Below are 17,412 nucleotides of genomic sequence, written 5' to 3' on the forward strand. Positions count from 1 at the left end.
ACCCCTTGGAGGATCCTCCGAATTCGGGCGATCCACGCCTCTGTACGAGCCGCCACCGGGCGATAGGCTCACCCGGACGCGCGGACAGGGGGAGGACGCATGGACGGCACCGACGGCATATCCACGCCGTCCCGCAAGATCGGCATCACGATCGCGGTGGCGGCACTGCTGGTGACCGTGTACTCCCTGATATCCCTGCTCACCGCCGGTCCGGAGGTCTACGGACCGCAGGACACCGTCATCTCCGTCTCCCCCGGCGAGCGCTTCTCGATAGAGCTGGACGACAACCCGAGCACCGGCTACCGCTGGAGCGTCGAGCCGCCGGCCCCCGACCCGCACGTGCTCAAGCCGGCCGGCAGCCACTACGACGCCGACGAACCGGTGGTGGCCGGCTCCGGCGGCACCCGCTTCCTGGAGTTCCAGGCCGTCCGCGCCGGCCGTACCGAGCTGAGGCTGCGGTACTGCTTCCAGTGCGGCACGGACCGGGCCGACCCCGACCGCGGCGGCGAGCTGCTCGCCTTCCGTGTCACGGTGACGGACTAGCCCGCGGTGACGCGGCGGCAGTCCACGGTGACGGGGCGTCCACCGCCGTCCGAAGTGACGCACGGGCCCCGGGCGGCCCGTCGGCGCGCTGGTTAGCATGAGTGGGCGGCGGACCGCCGACCACGGCCCGCCCGACATGACGCCGTCACGGGGAGCTGAGCCACCACCATGTCTGGACGGAGCGCGCTGCGCTCGCGGCTTCGGCTGCTGACCCGCGAGATCGTGAAGTTCGGCGCGGTGGGCGGGGCCGGCGTGCTGGTCAACCTCGTGGTCTTCAACCTCGTACGGCACACCACCGAGCTGCCCGTGGTGCGGGCCGGGATCGTCGCGACGGTCGTCGCGATCCTCTTCAACTACATCGGCTTCCGCTACTTCACCTACCGGGACCGGGACAAGAGCGGCCGCACCAAGGAACTGGTGCTCTTCGTCTTCTTCAGCGCGGTCGGCCTGGTGATCGAGAACGGCATCCTCTACGCCGCGACGTACTGGTGCGGCTGGAACACCCCGCTCCAGAACAACGTGTTCAAGTTCCTCGGCATCGGCATCGCCACGCTCTTCCGCTTCTGGTCCTACCGCTCCTGGGTCTTCCGGGCGCTGCCCGCCAAGGAGGCCGTGGAGACCGCGGAATCCTTCCTCTCCGCCTCCGGGACGGAGAACTCCCCCTCCGGGGCCCCGGCGCGCGGCCGGCGACCGTGAGCACGGTCCGGCGCTGCCGGCGCCCGTGTGCCCGTGAGCCCGATCCGGCGCCGCCGGGCGCTCAGCGCGGACTGGCGGCGTGCCCCGGCTCGTCCTCGTCCCCGGGCCGGTACTGCTCGGACTCCCGGCTGAGGAAGAGCGCGAAGATCGGCGGCTCCTGCTGGAGCAGCTCCAGCCGGCCGCCGTCCGCCTCCGCCAGGTCCCGGGCCACCGCGAGCCCCAGGCCGGTGGAGTTGCGGCCGCTCACCGTCCGCTCGAAGACCCGGGAGCCCAGGTCGGGCGGTACGCCGGGGCCCGCGTCGGTGACCTCCACGACGGCCTGGTTGCCGGTGACCCGGGTGCGCAGCGCCACCGTGCCGTCACCGTGCATCAGCGAGTTCTCGATCAGGGTCGCGAGGACCTGGGCGACCGCGCCCGGCGTGCCCACGGCCCGCAGGTTCTTCTTGCCCGACCGGACGATGGCCCGGCCCGCGCTGCGGTAGGCGGGCCGCCACTCCTCGATCTGCTGCTTGACGACCTCGTCCAGGTCGAAGGCGACGGCGGAGCCGGAACGGGGGTCGCGGGAGTTGGTCAGCAGCCGCTGGACGACGTCGCTGAGCCGGTCGACCTGGCCCAGGGCGATCGTCGCCTCCTCCTTCACCGTCTCCGGGTCGTCGGTGAGGGTGATCTCCTCCAGCCGCATGGACAGCGCGGTCAGCGGCGTACGGAGCTGGTGGGAGGCGTCGGCGGCGAGCCGGCGCTCGGCGGTGAGCATCCGCGCGATCCGCTCGGCGGAGGCGTCCAGCACGTCCGCGACCCGGTCCAGCTCGTGCACGCCGTAGCGGCGGTGGCGCGGCCGGGGGTCGCCGGAGCCGAGCCGTTCGGCGGTCTCGGCGAGGTCGGTGAGCGGGGCGGTCAGCCGCCGGGCCTGGCGTACGGCGAGGAAGACGGCGGCGAGGACGGCGAGCGCGGCGACCGCCAGGATGATCAGCAGGGTCCGGCCGATCTCGGCGCTGACAGCGGAGCGGGGCTCCTGGACGGTGACCGTCTCGCCCCGCTCACCGTGCACGGTCGCGTCGATGACGTCGCCCGAGGGCCGCTCCCCGATCTCCACCGGGGCGTGGCCCGGCACCTTGATCCGGGCGTACCGGTCGGTGGTGATCTGCTCGGACAGCACCTCGGCGGTGATCTTCTCGCCGCCGCTGAGCCGGCTCTCCACCATGCCCACCAGCCGTACGGCCTCGGCGCCCACGCTCTCCTGGGCCCCCGCCTGGATGGTGCGGGTCTCCACGATGACGAGCGAGACGCCGAACACGGCGATCACGACGAGCACCACGGCGAGGGTGGAGTTGATCAGTCGGCGGCGCACGGTGCCCTCCGGGCGGGGTGGGTGGTTCCTCGGGGCTTCAGCTCTTCTCGAAGCGGAAGCCCACGCCGCGCACGGTCGCGATGTAACGGGGGTTGGCGGCGTCATCGCCCAGCTTCTTGCGCAGCCAGGAGATGTGCATGTCGAGCGTCTTCGTCGAGGACCACCAGGTGGTGTCCCAGACCTCGCGCATCAGCTGATCGCGGGTCACCACCCGGCCGGCGTCCCGCACCAGCACCCGCAGCAGGTCGAACTCCTTGGCCGTCAGCTGGAGTTCCTCCTCGCCCATCCAGGCGCGGTGGGACTCCACGTCGATCCGGACGCCATGGGTGGCCGGCGGCTGCTGGGGCTCGGCGGTCGTGCCGCGGCGGAGCAGGGCCCGCACCCGCGCGAGCAGCTCCGCGAGCCGGAAGGGCTTGGTGACGTAGTCGTCGGCGCCGGCGTCCAGGCCGACCACGGTGTCCACCTCGTCCGCACGGGCGGTGAGGACCAGGATCGGGAAGGAGTGGCCTTCGTTGCGCAGCCGGCGGGCGACCTCCAGGCCGTCGATGCCGGGCAGTCCCAGGTCGAGCACGAGCAGGTCGATGTTGCCCTGCAGACCGGCGTCGAGCGCCGTGGGGCCGTCCTCACGCACCTCGACTTCGTAACCCTCACGGCGGAGTGCGCGAGCGAGCGGCTCCGAGATGGACGCGTCATCCTCGGCGAGCAGTACACGGGTCATGGCCCGATGGTAGTCCGACAGGTCACAGCCACGATGCCCCTCCGGGGGGTCCCCCGGGTGACCGCGGGTGTGCACCCCTCGGTTCCCGGGTCGCCATGTGACCGTTGTCTCACTGGCACCAACCTCAGCTACGCGCGTCGTACAGTGGCAGAACGTCCGTCGTACAACCCGGGACCATGACGCTCATGCGACGTCAGGGTCCCTGTTGTGTGCGGGCCCGGCACGACCGGACCCGCGGGCAAATGACCTCTTAGACCGGGTCCATCGCACGCAGAACGGGGGCGTGGATTCCGGTGTACGGCCGTCCTGTCGATTCCTCTCTCCACAGTGGTGTCGCACCCCCTACCGGGCGTGGGGGCGGACGGCACTGCGCCGGTGCCGGTCAGCCGACCCGGGCGCGCGGCCCCACCTGCGCGTCCCGATCACTCAAGGATCGACCATGGCGTCCAGCCTGACGAAGGATTCCCCTGGGCAGGGAACCCCTGCCGGCGGCAAGACCTTCTTCGGCCACCCCCGCGGACTGGCCACCCTCTTCATGACCGAGATGTGGGAGCGCTTCAGCTTCTACGGCATGCGGGCCCTGCTCACGATCTACCTGCTGTCCGGTGGCCCGGACGGATCGGGCATCCGCGAAGGCGGCCTGGCGTTCAACGCCGCCACGGCCACGGCCATCTACTCCATCTACATGGCGATGGTCTACCTCCTGGCCATGCCCGGTGGCTGGCTCGCCGACCGCGTCTGGGGCCCGCGCAAGACCGTCGCCATCGCGGCCACGGTCATCATGCTCGGCCACCTCTCGCTGGCCGGCCCGGGGCAGGGCTTCTTCTTCGCCGGCCTGGCGCTGGTGGCGATCGGCTCCGGTCTGCTGAAGGCCAACATCTCCACGATGGTCGGCCACCTCTACGACGGGCCGAACGACCCGCGTCGTGACGGCGGCTTCACGATCTTCTACATCGGCATCAACGTCGGTGCGTTCCTGGCCCCGCTCATCATCGGCACCGTCGGCGAGAGCCACAACTGGCACCTGGGCTTCGGCCTCGCCGCCGTCGGCATGGGCCTCGGTCTGCTCCAGTTCCTGCTGGGCACCAAGCACCTGAGCCCGGAGAGCAACAAGGTCCCCACCCCGCTCAGCGCCGAGGAGCGCAACTCCTGGCTGCGCAAGGGCCTGACCTGGCTCATCATCGCCGCGGTCTTCTACGGCGTGGTGTCCTTCACCGGTCACTTCACCCTGAACTGGGCGATGATCCCGCTGGGCGTGCTCGGCATCCTCATCCCGGCCGCCGTCCTCTTCCGCATCAAGCGGGACAAGGAGCTCTCCAGCGACGACCAGAGCAAGGTCTCGGCCTACATCTGGTTCTTCGTCGCCGCCGCGGCCTTCTGGATGATCTACGACCAGGGCGGCTCCACCGTCCAGGCGTTCGGCACCACCAAGACCTCCGGCGAGCTGTTCGGCCTCTCCTTCCCGTCCACCTGGTTCCAGTCGCTGAACCCGATCTTCGTCATGGCGCTGGCCCCGGTCTTCGCCTGGCTGTGGCTGTGGCTGAACCGGAAGGGCAAGGAGCCCAGCACGATCCTGAAGTTCGCCGCCGGCCTGTTCCTCATCGGCGTCTCGTTCTTCTTCTTCCTGCTGCCGCTGGCCATCGCGACCGACGGCACGAAGGTCAGCCCGATGTGGGTGCTCGGCATCTACTTCATCCAGACCATCGGTGAGCTGTGCCTCTCCCCCGTCGGCCTGTCGCTGACCACGAAGATGGCGCCGCTGAAGTACGCCAGCCAGATGATGGGCATCTGGTTCCTCGCCAACACCGCGGGTGACTCGGTCACCAGCCTGCTGGCCATCGGCGGCGTCGACATGAGCGGCTCGCGCGCGGTCCTCGTCGAGGCGATCCTCGCGGCGCTCGCGGGCTTCGCGATCTACATGTACCGCAAGCAGGTCCGGGCCCGCATGGGCGAGATCCACTGACGGACCCGCTGACCCTGCGGACGAAGGGCCCCCGGCACCACGGTGCCGGGGGCCCTTCGCGTGCTGCGGCCGTTCGAGTGGGGCGCGCGGCCCTCCGGGAGAGCCGGACCGGGGCGCGGTAACGATCGGTGTATGCGCCGAGGGAGTGTGTGGGCCGGGGTGTGCGGGGTGCTGGCGGCGGTGTGTCTGGCGGTGGTGCCGGGGACCGGGCGGGCCGCGGCGGCACAGGACGGGCGGGCCGCCGGGGACGTGCCGGGCGGGCGCGATCCGTACCTGGGGACGTACGCGTACGGCCCCACGGAGCGGCAGACCATCGGGGCCTACCGCGCGCCGGGGCAGGATCTCCGGCCCGCCGTGATGATCCTGCACGGCGGGTACTGGGCGCAGGACTCCGACTGGAGCGGCTGGGCCCGGAAGCTGGCCGCCCGCGGCTTCGTCGTCTTCGACGTGGACTACCGGCTCAACACCGACGCGCCCTGGCCCGCCCAGCGCACCGACGCGCTCACCGCGCTGCGCTGGATCCGCGCCCAGGCCGCCCGCTTCCGGACCGACCCCCGCCGGATCGTGCTGCTCGGCTCGTCGGCGGGCGGCCAGATCGCGGCGAACACCGCGGAGTACGCCGCCGGCACCGCGTACCGGCCCGCCGGGGTGGTCGCGCTGTCGCCGGTGGCCGATCCCTACCTCGCCTGGCGGGACGGCGCCCGCTCCGGCGCCTCGGACCGGCAGCGCAGGCTGCGGCGCGAGGCGCGGAAGCTCGCGGGGTGCGACCCGACGGCGCGGAAGGCGACCGCGATGGCCGCCGCGAAGTGCCGCGCGACCTGGGACGACATGGCCGCGAAGAGCTGGGCGCCGGGCGGCCCGAAGCGGCCCGGCGGCCCCGGGATGCCGATGCTGCTGGCGCACTTCGCGCACGACTTCGTCCCGGTGGCGCACTCCCGGGGCCTGGCGAAGGCCGAGCCCGCGGCCACGGTGTCCGTCGTCCCCGGGACCGGGCACGGCATGACGGCCCTCACCCGCCCTGCGACCGAACGCCGGGTACTGGCCTGGCTGACGGCCCGTACCCAGCCACCGGCGGCCGCCGCGGCGCCCACGTCCCCCGCCGAACAGCCGCAGAGCCCGGCCGCGCAGCCCTAGGGCCGGGACGCGCGGCGGTGGTGCGAAGGGCGCCGCCTTGGTCGGTGGTGACGGTGCCGGGCCTCCGCGGGTGGGGTACCGGTCTGCTTCGCTTTACGTCCGGTACCCCACCCGCTGCGGCCCGTCCCCTCCCGTCGTATGCGGAGTGAACGTCCCCGGTGACGCCCGGCCGTACATCCGTGGGGCCGGGCGGCGGCCGGTCCGTCCGCTCCGGTCAGCGCCGCAGGTAGCGGCGTGGCATGAAGGTGAAGACGGCGCCGCCGAGGAGCAGGACGGTGCCGGCGATCAGCCCGAGGGCCTGCAGACCGCCGTGGTCCGCCGCGCCGGTGTCGGCGAGGCCGCCGGAGCCGCCCGCCGCTCCCGAGGTGCCGCCGCTGCCCGCCCCTCCGCCGGACGCCGCGCCGCCGGAGGAGCCGCCCGAGCCCGTGCCGCCGCTCGCGCCGCCCGGCTGGGCGCTGGTGTCGAGTTCGAGCGAGACGCCCGGGTCCTTCTCGGGCGTGCAGGTCGTCGTCGTGCCGAGCGCCTCGACCGTCAGGACACCGGGCGTGAGCGTCGCCTTCCCGTCGGCGCCGGGCTTGTACGTGCCCTTGAGGTCGGGGATCTCGATGGGATCGCCGGACTTGATCGGCTCCTTGTTGGTCGCGCCCTCGACGTGCACCGTTCCCTTGTCCGCGCCGCCCAGCTTCACCTCCATCGACGGTTTGACCGAGTCCGCCGGGATGTCCGCCGGGCTGTCCATCACCGACTTGGAGAACTTCACGGTCAGGTCGAAGGCGCCGCCCTTCTTGGTGCCGTTGATCTGCACCGGCGAGGTGGCCTTCTTGTCCCCGATCGGGGTCTTGCAGGCGTACGGGACCTCGACCTCCTTGCCCTTGTACGCGGTGCCGTCGGGGTCGCCGTTGCCGCCGCTGGAGCCGCCCGTGGCGCCTCCGCTGCCGCCGCCCGACGAGCCGTTGCCGCCGCCGGAGGCCGTCCCGCCGGAGTCCGAGCCGCCCGCGGAGGACCCGCCGGAGGAGGACGTACCGCCCGTGTCGGACCCGCCCGTGGACGAGCCGCCGGACGAGGAGCCGCCGCCGTCGGTGACCTTGATGGTGACCGCCGGCTTCACCTCCTCCTTCGGCGCGCACTTGGTGTCCGTGGAGATCGGCTTGTTGACGTTGATCGTGTAGTTGCCGGGCGTGAGCGTGACCTCGCCCGGCTTCTCCAGCTTCAGCTTGCCCTTCATGTCGGACAGCACCATCGCGCTGTTCTTCGGTATCGGCGGGTTCTGCCGCAGGCCCTTCATGGCGATGTCACCGGTCTGCGCGCCGCCCGCCTTCAGCACTCCGCTCGGCAGCACGGTGTCCTTGGCCAGGTCCAGGACGTCCGGGTTCTTGGAAGCGGCCGTGACCGTCTTCCACACCACCTCGACCTCGTCGCCCACCTTCGCGGTGGCCGGCGCGGTGATCTCGACCTCGGTGGTCCCCTGTACGGGGTCCAGGCCGGAGATCGGCGGCGGGATGCACTCGGTCGCGTACGACACACCGGTCGCGGCGTCCGACAGGCCCGGTACCGGGTCCGCCGCCGCGGCCGTACCGGACACCGCCAGCAGTCCCGCGCCGGCGAGCACCAGCGCGCTCCCGGCCGCGGCCGCTCTCCTCCGTTGCCTCATCACGAAGTACCTTTCGACGTCGGTCGCTCGGTGGATGTGGTGATGGACGGTGCGGTGTCCGGGGTGAACCAGGGCAGGCCGCGCTCGGCGGCGCCGTCGGCCGGTACCGCCTCGGGTACCGGACCGCGCGGCCGGACCTTGTCGACGATCGCCATGCCGATGCGGAAGACCGCGGCCGGCACCACGACGCACAGCAGGATCCAGAAGAGGGTCACGCCCCAGGGCCGGCCGACCCGCCACGGCTGCTCGGCCAGCACCTTTCCGCCGTACTTCACGGCGACCGTGTAGTCGCCGTGCGCCCCCGCCGCCAGCTCGACCGGCAGCGTGACCCGGGCCTTCTCCCCCGCCGGGACGGTGCCCCGCCACTGCTGTTCCTCCCACTGCGGGGCGAGGACGCCGTGCCCGGTGCCGACCCGGAAGACCGGGTTCTTCGCGGGCTCGGCGCCGAGGTTGCCGACCGTGAGGACCAGCTCCCGCTGCGGGGGCGCGCCGAACCAGGTGAGCAGGCCCGAGCTGCCGCTCAGCCGGGCCGGTGCCAGCACGGCGAGCCGGCCGCCGCCGGTCCGCTCGGGCAGCGGGGCCACCGGATGGCCGGCGACGGTGAAGGGGGCGTCCGCCGCCGCGGCCCGGCCGGTCACGGTGGCGACGTGCACGACGCACGGGCACGGCTTCGGCGGCTCGGCGACCGCCAGCTTCGTACGGAAGCGGCCGTCCTTGCCGGTGGTGACGGCGCGGCCGTCGGCGTTGGCACAGGCATTCGTGCCGCCGATCATGTTCTGGCCGCAGATCAGCAGCGTGAGCAGCGCCTTCGGCCGCCAGCCGGAGCCGGTCACGGTGATCGAACCGCCCTTGCCCGCCTGCCGCTGGGAGAGTTCGACGGCGGGCTTGCCGCTGTCGTCGGCGGCCCGCGCCGGGCCGGCCGCTGGCAGGGTGACGAGCGCCGAGGCGAGGGCGAGCGCGGCGGCCGCCGACGCCAGGGAAACGGCCCGCCGCCGGACCACCGCCGACCGCCCCGTGCGTACTCCCTTCATGCCGCTCACGCCGTCACCCCCGTCGCCAACTCCCGTTCCGTGCCGCTCTCCTGGCCCTCCGCCGCGGGCCTGCCCGCACCCGCGCGGCGCCGCCGCAGAAACCAGCCGCCGGCCGCCGCGCCCCCGCCGACGCAGATCAGCCCCACGGCGGCCCAGGGCACCGCCGTGTACGTCGCGCGGGCCGTGCCGTGCGCGCCGCCCGCCGCGGTGGCCGTGACCGTGAGGTCGACGGAGTCCAGCGCGGGCGGGTCCGGCCAGGTCTCAGTACGGGTGACACGGCGGCCGGGCGGCAGCCCGTCGGGCAGCCGGCCGGCGGCCCGGCCCAGCGCGCTGCCGAGCAGCCCCTCGGCACGGACCGCGACCCTGGGGTCCAGCGTCGTGTTGCCGCGGTTGACCAGGTCGTACCGGATGACGGCGGTGCCGTCGCGGTCCGCCACCGCCACGTTCTCTACGGTGAGGGCGGCCAGCGTGGGGCCGGTGACCCGCAGATGGACCGGTACGGCCGCGGTACCCGCGGACGGGCCCGCGCCGCGTACGGAGAGCGCGGCCGGATGGTCCCCCGGGAGGGCGTCGCGCGGCACGGTGACCGTGAACGGCACCTCGGCACGGGTACGCGCCGGCACCTTCACCGTGCGCTCCGCCGTGACGATCCAGTCGCCGGAGCCCGGCCCGCTCCCGGCGCCGGAGTCGGTGGGGCGCACGGTGAACGTCCGGGCGCGGTCCTCGCGGTTGGTGAGCGCCAGCCGGTCGGTGAGCACGCTGCCGGGCCCGCCCTCCAGGTAGAAGTACGGGCGCGCGTGCGCTCCCGCGGGCGCCGCGAGCCGGCCGCCGTCCGCGGCGGCGGAGGGCGGCGCGCAGGGCAGCGCGGCGGCGGTCAGCGCGGTCGCGCCCGCGGCGACGGCACGGATACGGAAGGGCATCGGCGGCTCCCGGAGCTCGTACGGGCTCGTCCTCCTGCGGCGTCCTGCGGGTCAGGCGCGCTGTCGGCGGCGGGTCAGCCAGAGCGTGCCGGCGGCCCCGGCGAGCAGCACCGTGCCGCCGAGCGTGCCGAGCGCCACGGCGTCGTCGGCGGGCCCGGTCTGCGGCAGCTCGTCGCCGGGCGGCGCGGACGATCCGCCGCTGCCGCCGGTCCCCTCGACGTCCAGGGAGAGCGCGGGCTCGGGGTTGTTGCTGGGCGTGCACGTGGTGGTGGTGCCCATCGCCTTGATGGTGAGCGTGGAGGCCGTGAAGGTGACCTTGCCGCTCTTCTTCGGCGTGTACGTGCCGCTCAAGTCGCTGATTTTGATCGGGGTGTTGGCGGGGATCGCCTTGTCGTTGGGCGGTCCGCTCACCGGCAGGTCACCGGTCTCCGCACCGCCCAGCTTGATCAGCGCGCTGGGCTTCATCGCGCCCTTGCCCAGCTCGATGGGGCTGGAGGAGACGCCCTTCTGAAAGGACATCACCAGCTTGTAGCCGTCGCCGGACTTCGTGGACTTGATGTCGATGGGCGAGACCGCGCCCTTGTTCCCGATCGGCGTCTTGCACTGGTAGTTGACGTCGACGACCTCGGCGTGCGCGGCGGGTGCCGTGAGCATCACCGATGTCGCCGCGGTGAGCAGCACGGCCGCCGCCGTTCCGGCCGGGCCCGTGCGGCGCCGGCTGCGCTGGGCGTTGAAGCGGGCCACCTCGATCTCCCCTTCTTCCGGTTACCGCACCGCCGGAAGTTACTGACGGCACATCAGATTGGGCGTCAAGGTACGCCGGGGGCCGTGGGGAGGGAAGAGAGAGCGCACAAGGGAAGCGGGCGGAAACGCGCGGAATTCCCGCCGGGGCGGGGAACGCCCCTGGCGGAGGCGGGCGGCACCCCGCCGGAACACGGGAAAACCGCCCCCGCCGAGTCGGCGCGAGCGGTGCGGAAAGGTGGCGGAGGCGGCGATCCGGTACCGGTACCACCGCCCACTCCGCTACGACGGGGCGGCCAGCTCCGCCCACACGGTCTTGCCCGTGCCGTCGGGGTTGCGCACGACACCCCAGTCCAGGCAGAGCCGCTGGACGATGAACATGCCGTGACCGCCGGGGCGGCCCGCGCGGTGCGGGGTGCGCGGCGCGGGCGAGCCGGCCCCGAGGTCGGTGACCTCCAGGCGCAGCATCTTGGCGTTGCAGCGCAGCGCCAGCTCCTCCGGGCCCTCGGCGTGCAGGCAGGCGTTGGTGACCAGCTCGGAGACGACGAGCAGGACGTCCTCGGCCGCGGCCCGCTGATCGGCGCCGGCGGCCGGCAGCCAGCCCCAGTCGTGCAGCGCCTGACGGGCGAAGTCACGGGCACGGGCGACAGCGCCACGGGCGCCCGCGAGACGCAGCCTGCGGACCTGACCGGCCGGAACGGTGGCCGGAGAGGCAGCGGCAGCGCCGGCGTTCCCCGGGTCCGGGCCCAGATCGCCCGGCGGGTACGGCCGGGTGGTGCTCATCAGCGCTTCACCTCACCGATTCGCCTTTTCACGGATTACGGATACCTGACGGGTTCAAGCAGATTCAGATGTCTCCTGCCCGGCCGGACCGTGAGAACACCCACTTCTTGGGGACGGAAGTTGTGATGGAGCCAACGTGATCGGGATCGGTCCTTCCGCAGACCTTTCGTCACTGCCGCCCCGTGCATCCGGGTCAGCCGCCGGCCAGTGCCGCGTCGACCGTGTCGTGCACGGTGAAGACCGCGTCGGCGCCGGTGATCTCGAAGACCCTGGCCACCACCGGCTGCATCGCCGCCAAGTGCACTCCGCCGCCCTCGGCCTCGACCTTCAGGCGAGCGCCCAGCAGGACGTTCAGCCCCGTGGAGTCCATGAACTCCAGTTGCGAACAGTCCACGACCAGTCGCACAAAGCCATCGTCGACACAGCCCTCGAGTGACTCGCGCAACAACTCCGCGGTGTGGTGATCCAACTCACCCGCCGCGGCGACGACCGCACTGGCGCCGTGATGGCGGACCCCGACGTGGAGCCGTCCCCGGCTTGCACTGCCGACCGTCCCACGGTCCATGCGCGCGCACCCCTCTTGCTGTCTCGGCGTCTGGTTCTGCTTACGACTGCGCACGTCGAAGCCTACGCCTTAGATACGCAGGCTGGTACCCGAACAATGCGCGTACTTGCACGAATACGGACAACACGCACTTGCCATCTTCAGGCAAAGCCGGGTAGGCGTAGAGAGGACACATTCGAAACAGCCGGCTTTGGAGGCGCCGCAGACCGCAGCTTCAGGTACAGGCATCGGCAGCCATATGCCGAGAACGATGGAGGACACCATGTCACCCCGGCTCGACGAAGTGCGCACCGACCAGACCACGGACAACGCGTCGTCGACATCCCTGTCCGAACAGATCCCTGCCCAGCACATGCCGATCGATGCGACCGGATTCGACGGAATGCCGGCGATCGAGGGCCTGCCCGAGATCCCGCCGTACGACGAGGTCGGACCGGTGGACGCCCGGGCCCTCTCCAAGACGCTCTTCCGGCGCCTGGAGACCCTCGAAGAGGGCACGCACGAGTACGCGTACGTCCGCAACACCCTGGTGGAGCTCAACCTCGCCCTGGTGAAGTTCGCGGCCTCCCGGTTCCGCTCCCGCAGCGAGCCCATGGAGGACATCGTCCAGGTCGGCACGATCGGCCTGATCAAGGCGATCGACCGCTTCGAACTTGACCGCGGAGTGGAGTTCCCCACTTTCGCCATGCCGACGATCGTCGGCGAGATCAAGCGTTTCTTCCGCGACACCAGCTGGTCGGTACGGGTCCCGCGGCGCCTTCAGGAGCTGCGCCTGGACCTTGCCAAGGCCGGCGACGAGCTGGCGCAGAAGCTCGACCGCGCACCCACCGTGAGCGAGCTGGCCGAGCGCCTGTCCATCACCAAGGACGAGGTCGTCGAAGGGATGGCCGCGAGCAACGCGTACACCGCGAGCTCGCTGGACGCCCAGCCCGAGGAGGACGACACCGAGGGCGCGCTGGCGGACCGCATCGGCTACGAGGACCACGGCCTCGAAGGCATCGAGTACGTGGAATCCCTCAAGCCTCTGATCGCGGAGCTTCCCCCGCGCGATCGCAAGATCCTCTCTCTCCGCTTCGTCGCGAACATGACGCAGTCGGAGATCGGCGACGAGCTGGGCATCTCCCAGATGCACGTCTCCCGCCTGCTGTCCCGCACCTTGGTCAAGCTCCGCAAGGGCCTGATGATCGAGGAGTGAGTCCCCGCGGTCCCGGCGTCCCGCACGCCTGAACCGCGCGGAGGAGGGCCGGCCCCGAGTACCTCGGGGCGGGCCCCCTTTCGCTTTTCCGGGCCGTTCGGCGGGGCGCGGCCCCTTTTTGCCCGCCCCGGCGGCCCGGAGCCTCTCAGACGGCGCGTACGCCCGCTCGCCAGACCTCTGTGACCAGGGGCACGCCCGGGCGGTAGGCGAGGTGGACGTGGGAGGGGGCGTCCAGGAGGGCGAGGTCGGCGCGGGAGCCGGGGGTGAGGCGGCCCACGTCGGTGCGGCGCAGGGCCTGCGCGCCGCCGGCCGTGGCGGACCAGATCGCCTCGTCGGGCGTCATCTTCATGTCGCGCACCGCGAGGGCGATGCAGAAGGACATCGAGGACGTGAAGGACGAGCCCGGGTTGCAGTCCGTGGAGAGGGCGACCGTGGCGCCCGCGTCCAGCAGGCGGCGTGCGTCGGGCCACTCGGCGCGGGTGGAGAACTCCGCGCCCGGCAGCAGCGTGGCGACGGTGTTGCCCTGCGCGAGCGCGTCCACGTCCGCGTCGGTGAGGTGCGTGCAGTGGTCGGCGGAGGCCGCGTCCAGCTCGACGCCCAGCTGTACGCCGGGGCCGTAGGAGAGCTGGTTGGCGTGGATGCGGGGCAGCAGGCCGCGCTCCTTGCCGGCGGTGAGGATCGCGCGGGCCTGGTCGCCGTCGAAGGCGCCCTTCTCGCAGAAGACGTCGACCCAGCGGGCGTGCGGGGCGCAGGCGTCCAGCATCGGGCCGGTGACCAGCGCCACGTAGCCGGCCGGGTCCTCCGCGTAGTCGGGCGGGACGATGTGCGCGCCCAGGTAGGTCACCTCGTCGGTGTGGGCCGCGGCGATGCGCAGGGCGCGCGCCTCGTCCTCGACGGTGAGGCCGTACCCGGACTTGGTCTCGAACGTGGTGGTGCCCTGGCGCAGGGCCTCCGCCATGTAGTGCGCGACGTTCGCGGAGAGTTCCTCGTCGGTGGCGGCGCGGGTCGCCGCCACGGTCGTGCGGATGCCGCCGGCCGAGTACGCGCGCCCCGACATCCGGGCGTTGAACTCCTTCGTGCGGTCGCCGCCGAAGACCAGGTGGGAGTGGGAGTCGACGAAGCCGGGGACGGCGGCCCGGCCGCCCGCGTCATGCACGGTGTCGGCGGCCGGCGCGCGGCCGCTGGGCCCCACCCAGGCGACGCGGTCGCCCTCGATGACGACGGCGGCGTCCTCGATCAGGCCGATCGGGCCGGCGCCGAGCGAGGGGTCGTTGGTGACCAGGCTGCCGATGTGCGTGATGGCGGTGGACGACATGGTCGTTGCGCTTCCTCTCGGGGGTGGGTGCTCCGGTACGTACGCGGTTCCCGTACGTGCGCGGTCCGGTACGTGCGGAGGCCCCGCACCCCGCGCGGGGGTGCGGGGCCGGGGCCGTTCAGGCCCGCAGGGCATCGATCGCCGAGGCCAGCGCCGCGGGGACGTCGGGGACGAGGGTGTGCTCGCCGTCCCGTACGACCTGCCGGCCGCCGACGACGGTGTGCCGGACGTCGGCGTTGGTGGCCGCGAAGACGGCGGTCTCCGCGCCGAGCCGGGGCAGCGGCCCGGCCGTGCGCACCGTGTCCAGCGCGATCGTGGTGAAGTCGGCGAGCGCGCCGGTGCGCAGCGCGCCCGCGTCGGACCAGCCGAGCGACCGGTGGCCGTCGGGCGCCGCGGCGCGCAGCAGCGCGGCGGCGGTCCAGTGGCCCCGGGTACGGGTGCGCAGCCGTTCGTTCAGCTCCATCGCCCGCGCCTCCTCGAACAGGTCGATGACGGCGTGGCTGTCGCTGCCCAGCGAGAGCGGGGAGCCCGCCTTCTGCACGGTGGTGGCGGGGCCGATGCCGTCGGCGAGGTCCCGCTCGGTGGTGGGGCACATGCACACGCCGGTGCCGGAGTCGCCGAGGAGCCGGATGTCCTCGTCCGTGAGGTGGGTGGCGTGCACGGCCGTCGTGCGCGGGCCCAGCACGCCGTGGTCGGCGAGCAGCCGGGTGGGCGTGCAGCCGTGCGCGGCCCGGCAGGCGTCGTTCTCGGCGGTCTGCTCGGAGAGGTGCACGTGCAGCGGTGCCTGCCGGTCCGCCGCCCACTGCGCGACGGTGGCCAGCTGTCCGGCCGGTACGGCCCGTACGGAGTGCACGGCGGCGCCGATCCGGGCGTGTGTGCGGTCCTTGAGCTGCCCGGCGCGCTCGGCCCAGGCCCGTGCGTCCCCGTCGCTGAACCGCAGCTGCTGCCGGTTGGGCGGCTCGCCGAAGCCCGACGACAGATAGGCGGTGTCCAGCAGCGTGATGCGGATGCCCGCCTCGTCGGCGGCGGCGATCAGCGCCTCGCCCATCGCGTTCGGGTCGTCGTAGCGGCCGCCGCCGGGCGCGTGGTGGAGGTAGTGGAACTCCCCGACGCAGGTGATCCCGGCGAGCGCCATCTCCGCGTACACGGCCCGTGCCAGCGCGTGATAGCTCTCCGGCGTGAGCTGCGCGGCGGTCGCGTACATCACCTCGCGCCAGGTCCAGAACGTGCCGGAGCCCACCTGCACGGTGCCGCGCAGCGCGCGGTGGAAGGCGTGCGAGTGCGCGTTGGCCAGGCCCGGGAGGGTCAGTCCGCGCAGTGTCTCCGCGCCGGGTGGCGGCGCGTCGACGCCGGTGCGGACGGCGGTGATCCGCCCTTCCGCGGTCTCCACGACCACCCCTGGCTCGACATTCGTGCCGAGCCAGGCGTGTTCCAGCCAGTACGTCGTCGGCGTCAGCTGCACGCCAAACCCTCCAGTACGTCGGCGAGTGCGCGGACCCCCGCGACGCAGTCGTCCTCCGCCGCGTGCTCGGCGGGCGAGTGCGAGACGCCGGTGGGGTTGCGTACGAACAGCATGGCGGTCGGGACGGTAGCGGACAAAATACCCGCGTCGTGTCCCGCGCCGGTCGGCAGCACCGGTACGCCGCCGAGGGTCTTGGCGAGCCGGTCGCGCAGGTCGTGCGCGAACTCCACGACGGGCGTGAAGGACTCCCGGGTGACGCGCACGTCCACCCCGTCGGCCAGGGCCCGCTCGGCCGCGGCCCGCTCGATCCCGCCGACGACCGCGTCCAGCGTCTCCTGGTCGGCGGCGCGCGAGTCGAGCCAGCCGCGGACGAGGGACGGGATGGCGTTGACGCCGTTGGGCTCGACGCCGACCTTCCCGAAGGTGGCCAGCGCGCCGTGCCGCGCGGCGTACTCGCGGGCCGCGAGCACGGTCTGCGCGTACGTGAGCATCGGGTCGCGCCGGTCCTCCAGGCGCGTCGTGCCGGCGTGGTTGGCCTCGCCGCGGAAGTCGAACCGCCAGCGGCCGTGCGGCCAGATCGCGGAGGCGACGCCCACCGGGTCGCCGGAGAGGTCCAGCGCCCGGCCCTGCTCGACGTGCAGCTCGACGAACGCACCGATGCGGGCGAGCCGCTCGTCGTCGGCGCCGATGGCCTCCGGGTCGTAACCGGCCCGCTCCATGGCCTGCGGGAGGCTGATGCCGTCGGCGTCCTTCAGCTCGTGCGCCTTCTCGACGGTCAGCTGCCCGGCGGCCAGCCGCGACCCGACACAGGCCAGCCCGAACCGGGCGCCCTCCTCGTCACCGAAGTTGGTGATGGCCAGCGGCCGGGTGAACTCCGCTCCCCTCCGGCGGAGTTCGTCCAGCGCCGCGAAGGAGGACACCACGCCGAGCGGCCCGTCGAAGGCGCCGCCGTCCGGTACGGAGTCCAGGTGCGAGCCGGTGACGACGGCGTCCCCGGCGGCCGGGTCGCCCAGCCAGGCCCACTGGTTGCCGTTCCGGTCGGTCTCGTACGTCAGTCCGCGGGCCTCCGCCTGGGCCCGGAACCAGGCCCGGCAGTCGGCGTCGGCGCCGGTCCAGGCGTAGCGGCGGTAGCCCTTGCTCTCGGCGTCCCGGCCGATGGGGAGCAGGTCCCGCCACATCTCGTGGAACGAAGTGCTCACTGGTCGCCGCCCTCACGCATCGGGACGCGCACGCCCCGCTCGGCCGCGACGGAGTCGGCGATGTCGTATCCGGCGTCGACGTGCCGGATGACACCCATCCCCGGGTCATTGGTCAGGACGCGGCGGATCTTCTCGCCGGCCAGCTCGG

Annotated in this window: 17 protein-coding genes; 5 read left to right on the plus strand and 12 right to left on the minus strand. The window is 72.8% G+C overall.

The window, feature by feature from the left end; translation table 11 throughout:
- Positions 1-99 precede the first annotated feature (99 nt).
- Together ACZ6WH_RS38135 and ACZ6WH_RS38140 are read left to right on the plus strand one after the other, a co-directional pair.
- Positions 100-543, plus strand: a complete 444-nt coding sequence (locus ACZ6WH_RS38135; RefSeq protein WP_469734659.1) for a protease inhibitor I42 family protein — start codon at positions 100-102, stop codon at positions 541-543.
- Positions 544-711: 168 nt separating this feature from the next.
- Positions 712-1,239 carry a GtrA family protein gene (locus tag ACZ6WH_RS38140; protein WP_469734661.1) on the plus strand — a complete coding sequence of 176 codons (528 nt, stop codon included), beginning with the start codon at positions 712-714 and terminating at the stop codon, positions 1,237-1,239.
- A gap of 61 nt (positions 1,240-1,300) precedes the next feature.
- On the opposite strand, the gene ACZ6WH_RS38145 is transcribed toward ACZ6WH_RS38140, so the two are convergent.
- Together ACZ6WH_RS38145 and ACZ6WH_RS38150 are read right to left on the minus strand one after the other, a co-directional pair.
- Positions 1,301-2,587 (minus strand): ATP-binding protein, encoded by a 1,287-nt coding sequence (locus ACZ6WH_RS38145; RefSeq protein ID WP_432855260.1) that lies wholly within the window; start codon positions 2,585-2,587, stop codon positions 1,301-1,303.
- 37 nt (positions 2,588-2,624) lie between these two features.
- Positions 2,625-3,305: a response regulator transcription factor gene (locus ACZ6WH_RS38150; RefSeq protein ID WP_361568312.1), complete on the minus strand. Its 681-nt coding sequence runs from the start codon at positions 3,303-3,305 to the stop codon at positions 2,625-2,627.
- A 439-nt stretch (positions 3,306-3,744) separates the two neighbouring features.
- Here ACZ6WH_RS38150 and ACZ6WH_RS38155 point away from each other — a divergent pair, with 439 nt between their 5' ends.
- Entirely contained in the window at positions 3,745-5,268 is a 1,524-nt protein-coding gene (locus ACZ6WH_RS38155; RefSeq protein ID WP_469734663.1) for a peptide MFS transporter, read from the plus strand.
- Between the two features lie 132 nt (positions 5,269-5,400).
- Positions 5,401-6,402 carry an alpha/beta fold hydrolase gene (locus ACZ6WH_RS38160; protein ID WP_469734665.1) on the plus strand — a complete coding sequence of 334 codons (1,002 nt, stop codon included), beginning with the start codon at positions 5,401-5,403 and terminating at the stop codon, positions 6,400-6,402.
- Positions 6,403-6,616: 214 nt separating this feature from the next.
- On the opposite strand, the gene ACZ6WH_RS38165 is transcribed toward ACZ6WH_RS38160, so the two are convergent.
- From ACZ6WH_RS38165 to ACZ6WH_RS38190, 6 genes are all read right to left on the minus strand, one after another.
- On the minus strand, positions 6,617-8,053 hold the full coding sequence (locus ACZ6WH_RS38165) for a hypothetical protein (protein WP_469734667.1): 1,437 nt from the start codon (positions 8,051-8,053) through the stop codon (positions 6,617-6,619).
- Positions 8,053-9,084, minus strand: a complete 1,032-nt coding sequence (locus tag ACZ6WH_RS38170; RefSeq protein WP_469734680.1) for a hypothetical protein — start codon at positions 9,082-9,084, stop codon at positions 8,053-8,055. Before ACZ6WH_RS38170 ends, ACZ6WH_RS38165 begins: the two co-directional genes overlap by 1 nt.
- 5 nt (positions 9,085-9,089) lie before the next feature.
- A complete protein-coding gene (locus ACZ6WH_RS38175) occupies positions 9,090-10,004 on the minus strand; it encodes a COG1470 family protein (RefSeq protein WP_469734669.1) in 915 nt (304 codons plus the stop codon).
- Positions 10,005-10,055: 51 nt separating this feature from the next.
- Positions 10,056-10,748, minus strand: a complete 693-nt coding sequence (locus ACZ6WH_RS38180) for an LPXTG cell wall anchor domain-containing protein (protein ID WP_469734671.1) — start codon at positions 10,746-10,748, stop codon at positions 10,056-10,058.
- Between the two features lie 279 nt (positions 10,749-11,027).
- Complete coding sequence (locus ACZ6WH_RS38185; RefSeq protein WP_361568296.1) at positions 11,028-11,528, minus strand: ATP-binding protein; 501 nt, start codon at positions 11,526-11,528, stop codon at positions 11,028-11,030.
- Positions 11,529-11,721: 193 nt separating this feature from the next.
- Complete coding sequence (locus ACZ6WH_RS38190) at positions 11,722-12,093, minus strand: STAS domain-containing protein (protein ID WP_361568293.1); 372 nt, start codon at positions 12,091-12,093, stop codon at positions 11,722-11,724.
- A gap of 262 nt (positions 12,094-12,355) precedes the next feature.
- Between ACZ6WH_RS38190 and ACZ6WH_RS38195 the strand changes: the two genes are divergently transcribed.
- Complete coding sequence (locus ACZ6WH_RS38195; protein ID WP_432864396.1) at positions 12,356-13,288, plus strand: RNA polymerase sigma factor SigF; 933 nt, start codon at positions 12,356-12,358, stop codon at positions 13,286-13,288.
- Positions 13,289-13,433: 145 nt separating this feature from the next.
- Here the strand turns inward: ACZ6WH_RS38195 and hutI are convergent, their stop codons facing one another.
- The 4 genes from hutI to ACZ6WH_RS38215 form a co-directional block, all read right to left on the minus strand.
- Positions 13,434-14,603 (minus strand): imidazolonepropionase, encoded by a 1,170-nt coding sequence (gene hutI / locus ACZ6WH_RS38200; RefSeq protein ID WP_469734674.1) that lies wholly within the window; start codon positions 14,601-14,603, stop codon positions 13,434-13,436.
- Positions 14,604-14,721: 118 nt separating this feature from the next.
- Positions 14,722-16,059 carry a formimidoylglutamate deiminase gene (locus tag ACZ6WH_RS38205; protein WP_469734682.1) on the minus strand — a complete coding sequence of 446 codons (1,338 nt, stop codon included), beginning with the start codon at positions 16,057-16,059 and terminating at the stop codon, positions 14,722-14,724.
- Entirely contained in the window at positions 16,056-17,243 is a 1,188-nt protein-coding gene (locus ACZ6WH_RS38210) for an allantoate amidohydrolase (protein ID WP_469734684.1), read from the minus strand. The genes ACZ6WH_RS38205 and ACZ6WH_RS38210 overlap by 4 nt, the downstream gene beginning before the upstream one ends.
- A 17-nt stretch (positions 17,244-17,260) precedes the next feature.
- The coding region (locus ACZ6WH_RS38215; RefSeq protein WP_469734686.1) for a hypothetical protein at positions 17,261-17,412 on the minus strand (152 nt) is incomplete at its 5' end.

It is taken from the genome of Streptomyces sp. NPDC050806, from assembly GCF_055586425.1.

What these genes read in the sequence shown, in the direction of transcription:
- ACZ6WH_RS38135 (WP_469734659.1), top strand. Translation starts at nt 100, where the DNA reads ATGGACGGCACCGACGGCATATCCACGCCGTCCCGCAAGATCGGCATC.
- ACZ6WH_RS38140 (WP_469734661.1), top strand. Translation starts at nt 712, where the DNA reads ATGTCTGGACGGAGCGCGCTGCGCTCGCGGCTTCGGCTGCTGACCCGC.
- ACZ6WH_RS38150 (WP_361568312.1), bottom strand. Translation starts at nt 3,305, where the DNA reads ATGACCCGTGTACTGCTCGCCGAGGATGACGCGTCCATCTCGGAGCCG.
- ACZ6WH_RS38155 (WP_469734663.1), top strand. Translation starts at nt 3,745, where the DNA reads ATGGCGTCCAGCCTGACGAAGGATTCCCCTGGGCAGGGAACCCCTGCC.
- ACZ6WH_RS38160 (WP_469734665.1), top strand. Translation starts at nt 5,401, where the DNA reads ATGCGCCGAGGGAGTGTGTGGGCCGGGGTGTGCGGGGTGCTGGCGGCG.
- ACZ6WH_RS38165 (WP_469734667.1), bottom strand. Translation starts at nt 8,053, where the DNA reads ATGAGGCAACGGAGGAGAGCGGCCGCGGCCGGGAGCGCGCTGGTGCTC.
- ACZ6WH_RS38170 (WP_469734680.1), bottom strand. Translation starts at nt 9,084, where the DNA reads ATGAAGGGAGTACGCACGGGGCGGTCGGCGGTGGTCCGGCGGCGGGCC.
- ACZ6WH_RS38175 (WP_469734669.1), bottom strand. Translation starts at nt 10,004, where the DNA reads ATGCCCTTCCGTATCCGTGCCGTCGCCGCGGGCGCGACCGCGCTGACC.
- ACZ6WH_RS38185 (WP_361568296.1), bottom strand. Translation starts at nt 11,528, where the DNA reads ATGAGCACCACCCGGCCGTACCCGCCGGGCGATCTGGGCCCGGACCCG.
- ACZ6WH_RS38190 (WP_361568293.1), bottom strand. Translation starts at nt 12,093, where the DNA reads ATGGACCGTGGGACGGTCGGCAGTGCAAGCCGGGGACGGCTCCACGTC.
- ACZ6WH_RS38195 (WP_432864396.1), top strand. Translation starts at nt 12,356, where the DNA reads ATGTCACCCCGGCTCGACGAAGTGCGCACCGACCAGACCACGGACAAC.
- hutI (WP_469734674.1), bottom strand. Translation starts at nt 14,603, where the DNA reads ATGTCGTCCACCGCCATCACGCACATCGGCAGCCTGGTCACCAACGAC.
- ACZ6WH_RS38210 (WP_469734684.1), bottom strand. Translation starts at nt 17,243, where the DNA reads ATGTGGCGGGACCTGCTCCCCATCGGCCGGGACGCCGAGAGCAAGGGC.